This window comes from Helicobacter sp. 23-1048, assembly GCF_053654545.1.
The window spans coordinates 256,148-270,766 of record NZ_JBSIUT010000001.1; the positions used below are offsets into that span (position 1 = coordinate 256,148).

The window sequence follows — 14,619 nt, forward strand, 5'->3', positions numbered from 1 at the left end:
TTTGTTGTCTTTGTTGCGTTGCTTTTACGCATAGAGGATTACAGCTTTACGCGTTAGATTCTGCGTTTTGAGCGGCTTTTTGAGCGGCTCGAAGCGTGGTATTGTAGAGCGTATCCTCGCCTTGCAAGTGGTTAAGCCACGCCACTTGTTTAAGCACTTCTGAAACCGCACGGAATAAATCTGGATGCACAAAATCATTGATTTCTACCATTGCATACAATGCGCGTGCTAGCGGAGGATTCTCGATAATTCTTACGCCTGATTCTCTAGCTAGAGCTTTAATGCGTATCGCAAGCTCATCAATGCCCTTTGCCACCACTCTTGGAGGGAGATTCATATCCACATACTCATCGGTATAAGTAATAGCCACCGCGTAATGCGTGGGGTTGGTAATCACCACGCTTGCTTTTGGCACTTCTTGCATCATTCTGGTGCGTGCGATTTTTTGTTGCATTTGGCGAATGCGCGAGCGCACTTCTGGATTCCCCTCGTATTGTTTGGTTTCATCTTTGAGCTCCTTTAGGCTCATTCGCAAGGATTTCATATACTGAAACCGCTTAATCATAAAGTCCGCTACCGCCATCACGGCAAAAATCACTAGCAAGATTCCAATGAGGATTAACGCCTTATCACGAAACCACAGAATCTGGTCATACAATCTAAAGCGCGACACCGTTGGTAAATCCCCAAAAAACCCCAAAAACACTACAAAGCCTACAATAAAGGCAATAAACACCTTAAGTGTTATCATAAAGCCATCAAGTGCTTTTTTTAGCGAAAAGAGATTCTTCGCGCCCGTAACGGGGTTAATTTTAGAAAGTTTTGGCTCAATGGGTTTTGTGCTTAGCAAAAATCCAAACTGCCCGACATTTGCCAGCACACCCATAACCACAAGCCCCAAAAATATGGGCAAAATCATCTTTAACATTTCTAATCCAAGTGTCGCGCTTAGCAAAAGGAGCTCTTGGGAGCTAAACTCGGGCAGAGAAAAAAGCGAGGCGGTATAAGCAAAAATATTGCGACAACCCTCCACCCAATATGGAAGCATAAAAAACAACAACGCCAACCCAACAAGCATCACAAAAAACCCGACTAACTCTATGCTTTTACCGACATTGCCCTCTTGCTTGGCTCGTCTTAGTTTGTGTTGGGAGGCTGGGAGCGTTTTTTCATCATCAGCTGCCATTGTGCAATCCTTTCACCTCTCCCCATTCCTTTGGGGGATTTCTAATCTTTATAAACCCTCAACGACTTCTTGTAACACACCATAGCTTAACTGCAAGAAAACAGGTGCAAACTCATTGATATTGCTAATTGGTGCTTCTTTGGTGATATTAAGGCTTTTTTCTACGCCAAGCGTTTTAGAATCCACCACTTCACAATCAAGCGCGATATGCGCAAAATTGCTATTTCCTCGCTTAATGATAAGTAATCTTGCAATGTGGATTTTGAGAATCTTTTGGATTTTTGCCCCACCAAATGGCTGTCTAATGGCATTAAGCCCTTTGGCGTTCATTAGGCTTAAAAGCGTGGTTGAGAGCATTTCTTTTGGTTTGGCAGCCCATTGTGTGTTAGACAATGGCTTGCTTCGCAATGTAGATTCATCAAGGCGGAAAATATCCGTGCTATCATAGGGCTGAGCCGCGCTAAACATCACTCCATAAACCTTTTGAGACTTTTTATTTGTGTTCTTTTGTGTGTCTAAGGTGGCTTGAGCGGATATATCATAGAGGTGCAATTCGCCTAATTTCGTGCTACAAGAGCCAAACAACGCTACCAAGAGGCAAACAAGCAGGGTGTGTTTCATTTTCTAATCCTTTGTTTCTTTTCTCTTGCCAAAAATGCTATCATAGGGGCTCTGCTCGATTTTATCCACCAAGCGCGTAGCTTTGGCAAAGAAATTATCCATTTCAAGCAACGAGTTCTCTAACTGCAACATTGTGGGGCTAATAATCGCACGCAAATCGTATTGCCCGTCTTTGAAGTTATTATCCACCCTATGCGTGATAGAATCTAGCCTATGAGTAGCTTGGGCAATGTCTTTAGAGATTTTTGAGAGATTGGCGAGGATTTCATTAAGGTTTTTTAAGTTGTCCTCGTTTGTGAGATTTGTCATCAAATCCGCCGTCCTATCGCCTATATTCTCTACTTTTTGAAGCAATATATCAAACCCGCCTTTTTGGAGCTCTAGCACTTTGGTGGTATTGGGCTTGGTGCTTTGTCCTTGATGAAGTGCGAGGTAGTTCGCCCCAGCAAGCCCACCAGAACCAACACTAAGATAAGAATCTTCTCTCACCTCTAATTCTGCATCTAAAATGAGCGAGATTCTCACTAGTCCCATTTTATAATCCTCAAAACGCACATCGCTCACCCTGCCAACGCCTATGCCCTTAAACTTTACGGGGGTATTCACGCCGATATTAGAAACTTCATCTTGAGTGTAAATGTAGTAGGTGTTGTCAGCATTTGAGTTAAAGTCAAACCGCCCAAGCCATAGCACAAAAAACACAAGCCCTATCACAATGGCAAAAAACACAACACCAATGCTGATATAGCGCACATTTCGTTCCATCACATCTCCAAACATATAAAATATACATTTCTAGCGACAATTTTAGCAAAACTTTCACAATTTCTCTAAGGTCAAACAATAGAATCAATCATAAGTGGGTATTTTATGGAGAAACAGCAAGTTAGCTTATGGCGTGCTCGGAGGGATTCAAACCCCCGACCTACAGGACCGCAACCTGTTGCTCTATTCAGCTGAGCTACGAGCACAAAGAATCTAGCGTTTCTAAAAAAACGATGAGAATTTTAGAAAGCCAAATGCGCATTGTATCTAATATTGCATAAATTTTAGTTGAATTTTAGTTGATTTTAGCTACAATCTCTCTTTGCTTTATGCAAAATATTTTATAAAAGAAAGAGGGTGATAGTATGCCGGGTATGAAAGTGCGCGAGGGCGAAAGCTTCGATGAGGCGTATAGACGCTTTAAAAAGCAAACCGATAGGAATCTTGTCGTTACAGAAGCGAGGGCGAGGCGATTTTTTGAACCAAAGACTGAGTTGCGTAAAAAGCAAAACATTAACGCCAAGAAAAAACTTCTCAAGCGTCTGTATATGCTAAGACGCTATGAATCTAAACTCTAAGCATAATCCCCTGCTTAAGCGGGGGTTGCTTATCTCCTTAATGAAACCTTAGATATTTTAAATAAAATTTACAATACAAAGGATAGCAATGAATCTCCTTGATATTGAAATGATACGACAAGCAAGGGAAAGGCTACAAGGCATTATCACATACAACCCACTTGCCTTTGCGCCACGACTAAGCAAACTTACAAATACGCAAGTCTTCTTAAAAAAAGAGAATCTCCAGCTCACAGGGGCGTTTAAGATTCGCGGGGCGTTTAACAAACTCGCCAGCCTTAAAAGCGCAGATGAGCGCAATGGCACAAATATTTTGCAACAAGGCGTTATTTGTGCCTCTGCGGGCAACCACGCACAAGGTGTAGCATACAGCGCACAGCACTTTGGCGTGCGCTCTGTAATCGTAATGCCCGAAGCCACGCCATTGCTTAAAGTAAGCGGGACAAAGGCTATGGGTGCTGAAGTCGTGCTCGCGGGGAATAATTATGACGAAGCATACGAGCAAGCCCTCCAAATCGCCAAAAAGCAGAATCTGCACTTTATCCACCCATTTGCAGATAGCGATGTCATCGCGGGGCAAGGGACTATCGCCCTTGAAATGATTGAAGAACAAGAGCTTGATTATGTTTTTGTGCCTATTGGTGGCGGGGGCTTGGTGAGTGGCATTGCAAGCGTGTATAAGACACTTAGCCCAAAGACAAAAATCATCGGCGTGCAATCAAAAGGCGCAAATGCGATGACAAAGAGCTTTTTGCAAAAGCAGATTCAAAACGCTAAATCCGTGCGCACTATCGCAGATGGTATCGCTGTGCGCGATGTGGATAAGGAGGTCTTTGAGTGCGTATTGCAGGGAGTGAGCGATATTGTGGAGGTCGATGAAGAGGAGATTGCTAGTGCGATTTTATTTTTATTAGAGAATCAAAAGCTCGTGGTCGAGGGAGCGGGTGCAGCAAGCGTGGCAGCAATAATGCACAAAAAAATCCCGCTTGATTCTACTATGCGTGTGGGTGCGGTGCTAAGCGGGGGGAATATCGATGTAACAATGCTTAATATGATAATTGAAAAGGGCTTGTTTAAATCTCACCGCAAGATGAAAATCGAAGTGGTGCTCATCGATAAGCCCGGCTCTATGCAAAAATTAAGCGATATACTCTCTCACTCTGGCGCAAATATCGTGCAAATCACTTATGATAGGACGCCAAGCAACTTAGAATACGGCGATGTGCTCATCAGTATGGGATTAGAAATCAAAGGCTTAGAGCACAAGCAAGATATACTCACAAACCTCAAAAACGAGGGTTATGAGTTTAACGAGATTGTTTAGCTATAATTCTATGACAAAACGAGAATCTAAAAATCATATTTGACCGTAATCCAATAGTTTCTGCTTGGCAAGATTCTTTGATATTGATTGGTGTATCCTCCGTTTGCTACACCAGCAGTGGAGGTATAGAGAATAGGACTATAAAAGTTCGTATCAAACAAATTGTTAATTGCAAATGTCGCGCTTAAGCCTTTATAAATTTTATAGCTTAACGCCAAATCGAGGATTTGATAATCTTTGTAGTATCTGCCTATTGTGTTGCGCGCATCTGTGCTGGTTGGAGAAGAAACATTAGAAGTCGGTGTGAGATATTTCCCGCTCCAGCGCACATACATATCAAAATCCCCATAAGCATATCGTGGTGTAATGGTAAAATTATGGCGTGGGATATTATTTACAGGTCCTCCCACGAGATAGGCATTAGTCGCTGTGGTAGATTCAAGCACTTCACTATAAGTAAGTCCATAATTTACATCAAGCGAGAATCCACCCACAGGTTTTAGCTTTACGCCTAACTCCGCGCCTGCCAAAAGAGATTTAGAAACATTTTGATAATAATTGCATTGAGACACAGGGCACGCATTTCCTGTAACCGAATATGAGGCGATTTGGTCGCGAAAGTCTGTGTAATACCCTGTCGCAATGCCTAACACATACTCTGTGTCTAAAACCACACTAAATTCATAATTCCAGCTTTTTTCAGGTTGGAGGTTTTGATTCCCATAGGTATAAATTGTATTTGCACCGCTTGTAGATTCTGTATAGCCCTCATAGAGGTAGCTTAGTTGAGGCACAAGCACACCACTTGTTACACCAGCCTTAAAAGTAAGCCAAGTCGTGGGATTGACATTGATATACAAACGCGGGTTTGGAATCGCGCTAAATATGTCGCTATAATTATAGCGGAAGCCTAAAGTCGTGCTGATATAATCATTGATGACATATTCGCCCTCTGCGAACAATGCCACTTGATTCATCGCACGATTAGAGCGCGAAGCGGGATTGGTGTTATACACTTTTAGTTGCTCCCACATATAATACACTCCACCGCTAAAAACAAGATTCCCAAATTTGTCAAAATCAAAAATATTATTATAAGTGCTTTGGAAAATGGCATCTTTATTGTCTCTACCATTCCCCTCATTGCCCCAATTTACTTTATCGCCCTTTGTGCCACCAATGGGGACATTTGCGTGTCCGCCCCAAAGCGTTTGGCTATATTGCACATAGCTCTCTAGCTTCCCCCAATCATAATCTGCAGTATGACTTAGCACATTGTTAATCTTATAAAAATCTCTAATCGCCGTTATAGAATTGCCCGAAGTGTTAAGCGAACCCGTGCGAGCGAAATACACTTCAGAATCGAGGTAAATATAATTATTGAGATTGGGCGTGTAGTTTACTCTCAATCCTGCATTCCAATTTGTAAAACCCGTAGAACTCCAACTCGCATAGGGATTATTTAATGCAGCTCCACTTTGCCCTTGCAATCCCGCAGGTTTATAAAAGCTATTTTGCTCGCCATATTTATACCCGCCACGCACATTGAGTGAGAGTATGTCTTTGATTAAAGGCACATTGACATAGCCATTTGTCCCATAAATATGCCCAAAGGTTTCGTGGTGCTCGGCGAGCTTGCTATCCACTTGCACGCCCGCGCTTAGCTCGCTGGTGTGTTTTTTAGTGATAATGTTTATCACGCCACCCATTGCATCTGAGCCATACATCGTGCTAGCAGGACCACGGATAACTTCGATTCTCTCTATCATACTTGCAGGGGGCATAAAGCTCGAAAATGTCCCAGCCCAACCATTAGCATCAAATCCGCGTGCGACATTTTGGCGTTTGCCATCGATGAGGATAAGCGTATAGCTCGTGCCAAGCCCGCGCATTTTGATTTCATTGCCACCGACTTTTGTCGCCTCGACATAGACGCCGGGCACATCTTGCACCGCATCGCCAATATCACGGATTGGGCGAGTCATAATCTCCTCTTTAGGGATAATGGCAATGCTCGCGGGCGCGTTTTTGATGTCTTGCTCATAGCCACTTGCTGTAACTGTCGAGCGTTCTAATCGCACAGATTCTTCGGTTTGGGTAGATTTTTTTGTTTTTGAGGATTGTTTGGTATCGGTGTTTGACAAATCACCTTGCGATGTGCTCTCATTAGCCAAACATAGGGTTAAGGACAATGCGCCTATAAGCAATATGACTTTTTTGATTAGGGGGGGGGGTATGTAACATTTCTGCTCCTTGTTGTTTTATTTCATTATCAAGTCAATAATAAGAATGACTTGTAAAAGTGCAGAAATATAGCTTATTTTTCCTTAATTTTTTCTTATAGTAGTAAAAATTCTCAATTTTTGCCAAAAGATTCCAATAATCAATGCAAAAAGTGTCGTGTGTGCGTGAAATACATCGCTATGCCAAATTCATCGCACGCTTTAATCACCTCATCATCGCGTATGCTCCCCCCGGGTTGCACTATCGCGCTCACTCCTACGCTTTGTGCCATATCAATGCTATCTCTAAATGGGAAAAACGCCTCGCTTGCAAGCACACAACCATTCAAATCTAATCCCATATCCTTTGCTTTGGCAATCGCAGCACGCGCCGCATCTACGCGACTTGTCATTCCCATACCAATGGCGAGCAACGCGCCGTCTTTGACATAAGCGACACAATTTGACTTCGTGAGGGCAGCGATTTTATACGCGATTTCTAAATCCAAAAGTTGCGCCTTACTTGCGCTCCTTTTTGTCATCAATTCAGAATCCACCACTTCGTTTGCCCTCACACTATCGCTTTGTTGATAGACATAGCCTCCACTAATGTGCTTGAAGTCATAGCTATCGCGCCCTCTTGGAAGCACAGCGCAATCTGCGTCTTGCAAAGTAAAGATTTTCATTCGCTTCTTATTTTCAAACACACTTAATGCCTCATCGCTAATATCCACGCACACAAGCACTTCGATAAAAATCTCATTGATTTTTTGCGCGAGGGGCTTCTCTACCCTGCCATTGACTGCCACCACACCACCATACGCGCTAACGCTATCACACCGCAACGCACTCACATAGCAATCTAATAAATCCTCTTTTAACGCAAATCCGCAAGGATTGCCGTGCTTGACTATACACACCGCCTTTTTCTCTCCAAACGCACTCGCGATATTTACCGCACTATTTATATCTGTGAGATTATTGAAGCTCGCCTCACCCTTTTTGCTCATAAAATGCGTGCTAAAAAAGTCATCAAATTCATACAGCGCGCCTTTTTGGTGTGGATTCTCGCCATAGCGCGTTTCACACACTTTAGAGCCCACGATGAAGTTCTTTGCCCCAAATCCTGCATAAAATCGCTCATTTAAATAATTCGCAATAAACGCATCGTAGCTCGCGGTATGCTCGAATGCCTTTATCATTAGCTCACGGCGAAATTCTAGCGTGTCTTTGGTGTGCTTTAATGCCTCTAGCACGCGCACATAATCACTCTTATGCGTTACCACAAGCACAGATTGGAAGTTCTTTGCTGCAGCGCGGATAAGGCTAGGACCGCCAATATCGATGTTTTCAATGATTTCATCAAAATCATCGGTGCGCTTGGTGGTTTGCTCAAATGGATAAAGATTTACACACACAAGCTGTATAGATTCTATGCCATTTTGCTGGGCTTGCACTATATGGGAATCTTTATCACGCCGATATAAAATCCCGCCGTGAATCTTAGGATGCAGAGTTTTCACTCTCCCATCAAAGAGCTCTTTACTATGAGTGTATTGACTCACTTCAATCGCGCTAATCCCGCTCTCTTGGAGAGCCTTAAGCGTCCCACCCGTGCTTAAAATTGTATAGTTGAGCTTTACTAGCCCTTGCGCAAACTCGATAATGCCCTCTTTATCACTCACGCTTAATAACGCATACATTTACTCTCCTTTTTTGGTAAAATAAAGCATAATTGTAACTTGAATTGGATTTAAGGAGGCTTAAATGGTGTGCGTTTTTGATATAGAATCTGTGCCTGATATTGACTTATTGCGTGATAAATATGGCTTTGATGGCAGTGAGAGAGAAATTTGTCAGCAGGCTTTTAACGCACAAAAGGAAAAAAGCGGGAGTGAGTTTCTCCCTGTGCCCTTTCATCGCATTATTAGCATTGCGTGCGTGGTGTGCGATGAGTTTGGGCGGTTTAATCGTGTGGGGAGCTTTGGCAAAAACGCAAAAGAGGAGCTTTTAGCAAGTCTAGATTCTCAAAACACACAACCTTGTGCGCAAGATTTCACCAACGCGCTTGATAACTTTGAAGAGAATCTCTTGCGTGAATTTTGGAGATTTTTTAATAAGCACCAACCTGCGTTAGTGAGCTTTAATGGGCGCGGGTTTGACTTAATCGCACTCACCTTGCGCGCTATGCGCTATAATATCGAGGCAAGTGCGTATTTTGAAAAGCACAATCCGCAATTTAATAAAGATAAGTGGGAAAATTATCGCTCGCGATATAGCGAGCGGTTTCACACCGATTTGCTTGAGAGTTTGGGGAATTTTGGCAGTGTGCGTGCGCTCAATCTCGATACACTGTGCCAAATGTGTAAAATCGTGGGGAAGTTTGATATGCAGGGCTCGCAAGTTTTTGAGATTTTTTATGGAAGTGAAAATACGCCAAATGCCAAAAAGCTCGCCCTAGAGCAAATTGAGAGCTATTGTCAAAGCGATGTGCTCAACACTTATTGGGTGTATTTAAAATTCCTTATTTTAAAAGGCGAATTATTACTCAGCGATTATGCAGATATTTTAACGCAAATGCGCGAAAAGCTCCCATTAGAGCAAAATTACTATGAGCCCTTTAGCCAAAGCATTGACGCGGAGCTAGCAAGGCTAAAAAATGCAATAGAGATTCCATAATTTATTAAGGAGGGTTTATGGATTTAGACGCACCGCACATTAGCTCAAATGGCGAGATTATTAGCAAGCGCGAATTGATAGGCGAAATTGAGAATCTCCTTAATGGCGTGGGCTCTCACAAAGACGCACCCGCACGCTCTAGCGCACTTAGCCAAACCACTCTTAGCACACAAATAATGGCAACTCTTAGCTTTGAAGAGCTTTTGGGCTTGCGTGATAGTATCTTGCAAAAAGACAGCCTAGAGGCAAACAAAGATTGGCTGCTCAATCTTAGTCAAAAGCCATAATATCACCCAACCTTAGTATTTCACACGATTATAAAAGAGTAAATCCAAACTTGGCATTACATTTGCTTTTGTCTCAAAGGCTGTTTTATACACGCTTAGGCACTTTGTAGCTTAAAAAATGTTTAAAATAGACTAAATTTTTGTAAGGAGACAAAGATGAGAATCTTTTCTAACCTTTTGGTAGCCTCATTGCTACTATGGGGGGGGGCTGTTTATGCTGATGATGATGATAGAGAGGCATTTAATGAAAATATAAAAGCAGAGCAAGAATCAAAGCTATCGCTTTTTATCGGTGGTGAAATCGGCTATGCAGCCGCACTTTTAGGCACTACTTCTAACGCTACTAACGGTGCGACAACGAGTGATTTCCGCGTGCCTTATGGCGTAGTCGGTGGGAAAGCTGGTATTATTGGATTCTTTGGTGAGAAAAAGCGCACAGGCTTGCGAGGCTATGTAAGCTACCACTACTCAAGCGATGGCGAATACTATTCACACCAGACTGCCTTTAACGCAGAGGCGATTTGGAAACTTGGCAGAAAGTTTGGTATCTATGCTGGTTTGGGTGTAGGCTATGCACATAATGCTTCAATAGAATCAAGCAACATTGCTGGTAATACTAATGCTACCACGCTCATTACCGAGCCTAAAGGAAGTGGATTTATCCTCCCTGTGAATATTGGCTTTGAGGTGGCACTAGATACTCATCATACAGTAAGTGTGAATGTGCGTGGCTCTAGTATCGCTGCGAGTGAGCGATTGGGTGCTGCTAACGGCACGACAACATACTCCGCAAGAAATATCTTGCTTACCGTTGGATATGCGTATCAATTCTAACGCATAAGGATTTTGGGACTTCGCTATTTTAGGCTAGCTTGTAGCTTAGTCGCAAGCTCTGCTTAAGAGGGCTACTCCCAAGCCTCTTTATTTATCTCTTTTTATTTGTTTTTATTTACGCCTTAATGAGATTTATTGCATTGATTGGCGTCTTATTAGATTTGAGAATCTTGCTTATAGCGCAATAAATAATGCGCAACTCACTCCAAACAATCAACCTCAAAACACAATTTCTCTCAATCGCTCTTGTAATCTCAATAATAAAATAGGGGAAAATAAGGGGGGGTTAAACGAGGAATGCGACCTAAAGATAGGAAGTCCTATCTTTAGAATCAATGCAGTTACTTCTTAGCAACAGTGTCTTTAAGACCTTTACCCGGTCTAAACTTAGGCACTCTTTTTTCCTTTGTGCTGTAAGTTTTGTTTGTTCCGGGAACTTTACCTGTTTTTGCTTTTTGGATTGCAGTTTCAAACTTACCAAATCCTACAAGCTCAACACTATCTTTTTTAGAAAGTGCTTTAGTTACCGCATCTGTGAAAGCATTTACTGCTCTTTCCGCATCTTTTTTGGTCTCAAACTTACCAGCAGTTTTTACCAACTCTACAAAATCAGCTTTATTCATAGCTTACTCCTTAGAATGAATTTGAAAACGCCGTGATTGTATAGGCTTTTTTACATAAAGTCAAGGATTATAAGCGTTTTTGTGTAATTTTTATAAATTTTTTGCCTTAAATGCGCAATTTTTACTCATTTTTGTATATTTTCGTGCTGTAATGGCGTGCCAAATGCTAAATCTTTGGCTGCTTTTTTGCCTAAAATATACTTATATTCTCTTGGGTGGATTTCACCACTAGGGCGCAGGACTTTGATATTTTCCCTGCTAAAAACTTCGCCTTTTTTAATGTCCTTTGCCACCCAAATGCTTCGCGCAAACTCACGCCCACTTTTTTGTGTGTTACTTTTTGGTGCAGTGGATACATTTTTAAGGGTATTATCTTTATATGGAGCATTGCCTAACGCAAGATTTGCGCTTTTCACTTGCTTAACAAGCTCGCTAAATCCACGAGAATCTAGACTAAACGCGCTATCAGCACTCGTAATAGAGGAATCCAAAATAAAATGTTTCTCTATCATACTCGCCCCAAGCGCAGTAGCAAGTGTCGGGGCAAGCGTGCCAATGGTGTGGTCAGAAAGCCCAAACTTCACACCGAACTTCTCTCCAAGCAATGGCATTTTGTGGAGCTCTAAGGATTCCAAACTTGCAGGATAGCTACTCGTGCATAAAAGAAGCGTTATATCATTCACACCATTGCTCTTACAAATCTCCACCGCCTCACCTAACTCATCATCACTCGCAATGCCCACAGAGAGAATCACGGGCTTGCCACACTTCGCCACACACTCGATAAGCTCCAAATCAACCACTTCAAAGCTCGCTATCTTATACATTGGACAACTTAGAGATTCTAAAAATTCCACGCCTTTTGGAGAAAATGGTGAGCTAAATACCACCAAACCAAGCTCCTTCCCAAGCGCAAAGAGCTCTTTATGCCAGCTAAATGGTGTTTGCGCTTGCTTGTAGAGCTCGTAGAGATTCATATTATCCCACAAAGTCCCTTTAATACGAAAGTATTCATTATCACAATCTAGTGTAAGGCAATCGGGCGTGTAAGTTTGGAGCTTCACGGCGTCCGCGCCACTCCTCGCAATCGCTCGCAGGGAATCTTTTGCCACTGCTAAACTCCCCCCGTGATTTGCACTCAGCTCGGCGACAATAAGCGGGCGTGGCAGGCAATGGTTAGCGCGGCAGTCGCTAGAATATTTGGTGGGGGATAAAAGATTGTGAGTAGAAATGGCAAAGTTTTTTAACGCGTCTTGCTTTTTTGTTTCTGTGGGATTTTTCTTGCTCATCACCACCACATCGTAATAGTGTGAATCTCTATACATATAATCACGCAAAAATCCACATTCCTCATAGCCATATTTCTCATAAAACTTCAATGCACGGGCATTCTCACTCATCACTTCTAAAAAAATACTATGCAAACCAAACTCGACAAAAGCAATATGCTCGATAATTTTTAGAATCTGCTCGCCTTTGTTTGGGAGTTTGAGTGATTTGTTGGTGTAGATTCCAAGATGAGCGTGCTTGTGCGTGATATGCAAACGCGTTAAAGAGCCCACACCATAGATTTGCTCATCTTTTAAAATCACAAAATACCGCTCGCTTTGAGTTTTTAACAATCTGCCAACAAACTCAAAATGCGCCTTTTGGCTAATACTCTCGCTATACATCCATTGAGCGACTTGCGGGTCGTTACGAATACGCAGGATTTCTAGCAACAATTCCTTGTCGCATTGGATAAAATCACGCGCTTCAAAACCATCAACATTATAATTCATCACTTCTATGCCTTTGGATTAAAATATAAGCCGTATTTTGACATTATAAATCTACAATTTAAATATTTGCTTTAATGCTGGGGCTAAATGCACTCCAAGCGGGAGTTGTGCCAATATATCCGCCTTGTTTTGACGCACACATTGTGGAGCGAGGGAGGACAAAAGCGCGGGGATTTGGGCGAAATCCTTTGCCTCTATAAACGCGCCTAACTCTTTAAACTGCGCGACTTGAAAGGCTTGGTTTGGTGCTGTCGCAAACATAATAGTTGGCATTTGACTTTGCGCGAGCTCTAAGAGCATTCCCCCTCCAGCACTTATGGCTACATCACAGCACGCAATGAGCGCGTTTAGCTCGTTTGGGCTGAGGTTATGATAGAGCGTTACATTGGCTTTTGGTTGCAATGTATGAGAATAAAGCTCGCCTAGCACAAGATGAGCGTGGTAGTGTCGCGGGATACACTCTAGCACCTGCGCGCTAAAGTTTAGAGAATCTGCACCCCCAAAGTTTATAAAAATATCTTGGATTTGTTCCTTGTGTGTGGGCTTTGGTGTGAAATGTGGCGAAGTAAGCGCGTAGGGCAATCCTAAAGCATAATGCACGCCTTTAGATTCTCTAATGCAATGCGTGGGAGCACAATCTGTGTGTAAGGGGTGTTGTTTTTGACATTGTGGATAAAGCAAATGCGCGTTTGGCGCACCATTAAGCACAAAGCTCCCAGCAGGATACACACCGCGATTTTCATCATCAAAGCACAAAAGCGCGACATCAAAGCGTGCGAGTAAAGCATAATGCGTGCGAGTAAAAACATAGCTATCAACGATAATCCCATCAAAAGATTGCCCTGCAAGACTTTTTATATACGCTATCGTAGCGTTTTTAATAACGCTATACTCACAATCACACAAGGAATCAAGCAGGCAAAAGAGCTTTTCACACCGCCTCAAATGCCCCAAACCTACATTCTGGCTATAATCACAAAAAGCTAAGAATCTCATAGATTGTTGTTTATGCGGTATTGCCACTCCGCTCGCTCCCAATCTTGCTGTGTATCAATGTCTATGGCATATTGAGATTCTACAATCAATGCGAGCGAATGCGGAGCAAAAATGGGCTGTTGCTCTATGAATGCTTGGGCTTTACCAAAATAAAATTGCCCGCTATCGTGGAAAATAGGCTCTAAATCCTGCGAGCGCGTGGAGTGAAATTGCTCAAAAAGCATTGTGGGTCGCCCTGTAAGAATGCCCTGCTCTCCACTTGATTGCGCGAGCTTAAAGGCACGCAGGGGATTGCACGCATATTGTAACGCGCCAAAAACATACAGCGCATTTGGATTTGTATCAAGCAATTCTTTGGCTTGGAGCAAATGAGTGCTTTGCAAAAGTGGCGTAGCAGGATAAATGCAACAGATTCTATCATCAGCCAAAAGATTAAGCTCCCTCGCTGCGTGTGCCACGACAGGAATCGTGGGCGTGCTATCATCACTCAAATCTTTAGGACGCATAAATGGCACGCTCGCCCCAAGCTCCCTTGCTACGCTAGCGATTTGCTCACAATCTGTGCTTACCACCACTTCGTTAAAAATCCCGCTTTTAAGCGCGTTTTGGATAGGATACGCGATGATTGGTTTGCCAAAAAAATATTTGATATTTTTGTGTGGGATTCTCTTAGAGCCACCTCTTGCGGGGATAAGCGCGATTGTTTTCATTTTTTAGATTCTT

14 protein-coding genes, 1 tRNA gene and 1 pseudogene are annotated in these 14,619 nt (G+C 42.6%); 5 read left to right on the forward strand and 11 right to left on the reverse strand.

The features are described from left to right. Nucleotides 1-46 precede the first annotated feature (46 nt). The 4 genes from flhB to ACWIWK_RS01360 form a co-directional block, all read right to left on the reverse strand. The gene (flhB, locus tag ACWIWK_RS01345; RefSeq protein WP_454150141.1) at nt 47-1,186 is read right to left on the reverse strand and encodes a flagellar biosynthesis protein FlhB; all 1,140 of its coding nucleotides are present in this window, start codon (nt 1,184-1,186) and stop codon (nt 47-49) included. Between the two features lie 48 nt (nt 1,187-1,234). Beyond that, nucleotides 1,235-1,807 (reverse strand): hypothetical protein, encoded by a 573-nt coding sequence (locus ACWIWK_RS01350; protein ID WP_454150143.1) that lies wholly within the window; start codon nt 1,805-1,807, stop codon nt 1,235-1,237. A gap of 3 nt (nt 1,808-1,810) precedes the next feature. Beyond that, nucleotides 1,811-2,572, reverse strand: coding sequence for an MlaD family protein (locus ACWIWK_RS01355; RefSeq protein WP_454150145.1), 762 nt, complete (start codon nt 2,570-2,572; stop codon nt 1,811-1,813). 129 nt (nt 2,573-2,701) lie between these two features. Then, nucleotides 2,702-2,778, reverse strand: a tRNA-Arg gene (locus ACWIWK_RS01360). Between the two features lie 159 nt (nt 2,779-2,937). On the opposite strand from ACWIWK_RS01360, the gene rpsU reads away from it, so the two are divergent. Both rpsU and ilvA read left to right on the forward strand, forming a co-directional pair. Beyond that, entirely contained in the window at nt 2,938-3,150 is a 213-nt protein-coding gene (rpsU, locus tag ACWIWK_RS01365) for a 30S ribosomal protein S21 (protein WP_454150147.1), read from the forward strand. Nucleotides 3,151-3,238: 88 nt separating this feature from the next. After that, on the forward strand, nt 3,239-4,474 hold the full coding sequence (gene ilvA / locus ACWIWK_RS01370) for a threonine ammonia-lyase (RefSeq protein WP_454150149.1): 1,236 nt from the start codon (nt 3,239-3,241) through the stop codon (nt 4,472-4,474). Nucleotides 4,475-4,500: 26 nt separating this feature from the next. Here ilvA and ACWIWK_RS01375 read toward each other — a convergent pair whose 3' ends face one another. Together ACWIWK_RS01375 and purH are read right to left on the reverse strand one after the other, a co-directional pair. Next, entirely contained in the window at nt 4,501-6,666 is a 2,166-nt protein-coding gene (locus ACWIWK_RS01375) for a TonB-dependent receptor domain-containing protein (RefSeq protein ID WP_454150151.1), read from the reverse strand. 191 nt (nt 6,667-6,857) lie between these two features. Beyond that, on the reverse strand, nt 6,858-8,399 hold the full coding sequence (gene purH / locus ACWIWK_RS01380; protein ID WP_454150153.1) for a bifunctional phosphoribosylaminoimidazolecarboxamide formyltransferase/IMP cyclohydrolase: 1,542 nt from the start codon (nt 8,397-8,399) through the stop codon (nt 6,858-6,860). Nucleotides 8,400-8,463: 64 nt separating this feature from the next. Here purH and ACWIWK_RS01385 point away from each other — a divergent pair, with 64 nt between their 5' ends. The 3 genes from ACWIWK_RS01385 (at nt 8,464) to ACWIWK_RS01395 (ending at nt 10,496) form a co-directional block, all read left to right on the forward strand. Continuing rightward, on the forward strand, nt 8,464-9,375 hold the full coding sequence (locus tag ACWIWK_RS01385) for a 3'-5' exonuclease (protein ID WP_454150155.1): 912 nt from the start codon (nt 8,464-8,466) through the stop codon (nt 9,373-9,375). A 17-nt stretch (nt 9,376-9,392) separates the two neighbouring features. After that, nucleotides 9,393-9,662 carry a hypothetical protein gene (locus ACWIWK_RS01390; protein ID WP_454150157.1) on the forward strand — a complete coding sequence of 90 codons (270 nt, stop codon included), beginning with the start codon at nt 9,393-9,395 and terminating at the stop codon, nt 9,660-9,662. 156 nt (nt 9,663-9,818) lie between these two features. Further along, entirely contained in the window at nt 9,819-10,496 is a 678-nt protein-coding gene (locus ACWIWK_RS01395; protein ID WP_454150158.1) for an outer membrane beta-barrel protein, read from the forward strand. Nucleotides 10,497-10,837: 341 nt separating this feature from the next. Here ACWIWK_RS01395 and ACWIWK_RS01400 read toward each other — a convergent pair whose 3' ends face one another. The 5 genes and pseudogenes from ACWIWK_RS01400 to pseF all read right to left on the reverse strand — a co-directional run bounded on the left by ACWIWK_RS01400 (nt 10,838) and on the right by pseF (nt 14,606). After that, nucleotides 10,838-11,119, reverse strand: a complete 282-nt coding sequence (locus ACWIWK_RS01400; RefSeq protein WP_454150160.1) for an HU family DNA-binding protein — start codon at nt 11,117-11,119, stop codon at nt 10,838-10,840. 125 nt (nt 11,120-11,244) lie between these two features. Further along, the gene (pseI, locus tag ACWIWK_RS01405) at nt 11,245-12,288 is read right to left on the reverse strand and encodes a pseudaminic acid synthase (protein ID WP_454151999.1); all 1,044 of its coding nucleotides are present in this window, start codon (nt 12,286-12,288) and stop codon (nt 11,245-11,247) included. Nucleotides 12,289-12,417: 129 nt separating this feature from the next. Then, nucleotides 12,418-12,900, reverse strand: a pseudogene (pseH, locus tag ACWIWK_RS01410) (UDP-4-amino-4,6-dideoxy-N-acetyl-beta-L-altrosamine N-acetyltransferase); the annotation flags it as partial. A 51-nt stretch (nt 12,901-12,951) separates the two neighbouring features. Continuing rightward, entirely contained in the window at nt 12,952-13,923 is a 972-nt protein-coding gene (locus ACWIWK_RS01415; RefSeq protein ID WP_454150162.1) for a hypothetical protein, read from the reverse strand. After that, nucleotides 13,893-14,606 (reverse strand): pseudaminic acid cytidylyltransferase, encoded by a 714-nt coding sequence (gene pseF, locus ACWIWK_RS01420; RefSeq protein ID WP_454150164.1) that lies wholly within the window; start codon nt 14,604-14,606, stop codon nt 13,893-13,895. The genes ACWIWK_RS01415 and pseF overlap by 31 nt, the downstream gene beginning before the upstream one ends. Nucleotides 14,607-14,619: the final 13 nt, after the last annotated feature.

Coding starts and splice junctions, on each gene's coding strand:
- ACWIWK_RS01390 (WP_454150157.1), top strand. CDS start 9,393: ATGGATTTAGACGCACCGCACATTAGCTCAAATGGCGAGATTATTAGC.
- pseF (WP_454150164.1), bottom strand. CDS start 14,606: ATGAAAACAATCGCGCTTATCCCCGCAAGAGGTGGCTCTAAGAGAATC.
- purH (WP_454150153.1), bottom strand. CDS start 8,399: ATGTATGCGTTATTAAGCGTGAGTGATAAAGAGGGCATTATCGAGTTT.
- ACWIWK_RS01400 (WP_454150160.1), bottom strand. CDS start 11,119: ATGAATAAAGCTGATTTTGTAGAGTTGGTAAAAACTGCTGGTAAGTTT.
- ACWIWK_RS01350 (WP_454150143.1), bottom strand. CDS start 1,807: ATGAAACACACCCTGCTTGTTTGCCTCTTGGTAGCGTTGTTTGGCTCT.
- ACWIWK_RS01355 (WP_454150145.1), bottom strand. CDS start 2,572: ATGGAACGAAATGTGCGCTATATCAGCATTGGTGTTGTGTTTTTTGCC.
- rpsU (WP_454150147.1), top strand. CDS start 2,938: ATGCCGGGTATGAAAGTGCGCGAGGGCGAAAGCTTCGATGAGGCGTAT.
- ilvA (WP_454150149.1), top strand. CDS start 3,239: ATGAATCTCCTTGATATTGAAATGATACGACAAGCAAGGGAAAGGCTA.
- flhB (WP_454150141.1), bottom strand. CDS start 1,186: ATGGCAGCTGATGATGAAAAAACGCTCCCAGCCTCCCAACACAAACTA.
- ACWIWK_RS01395 (WP_454150158.1), top strand. CDS start 9,819: ATGAGAATCTTTTCTAACCTTTTGGTAGCCTCATTGCTACTATGGGGG.
- ACWIWK_RS01385 (WP_454150155.1), top strand. CDS start 8,464: ATGGTGTGCGTTTTTGATATAGAATCTGTGCCTGATATTGACTTATTG.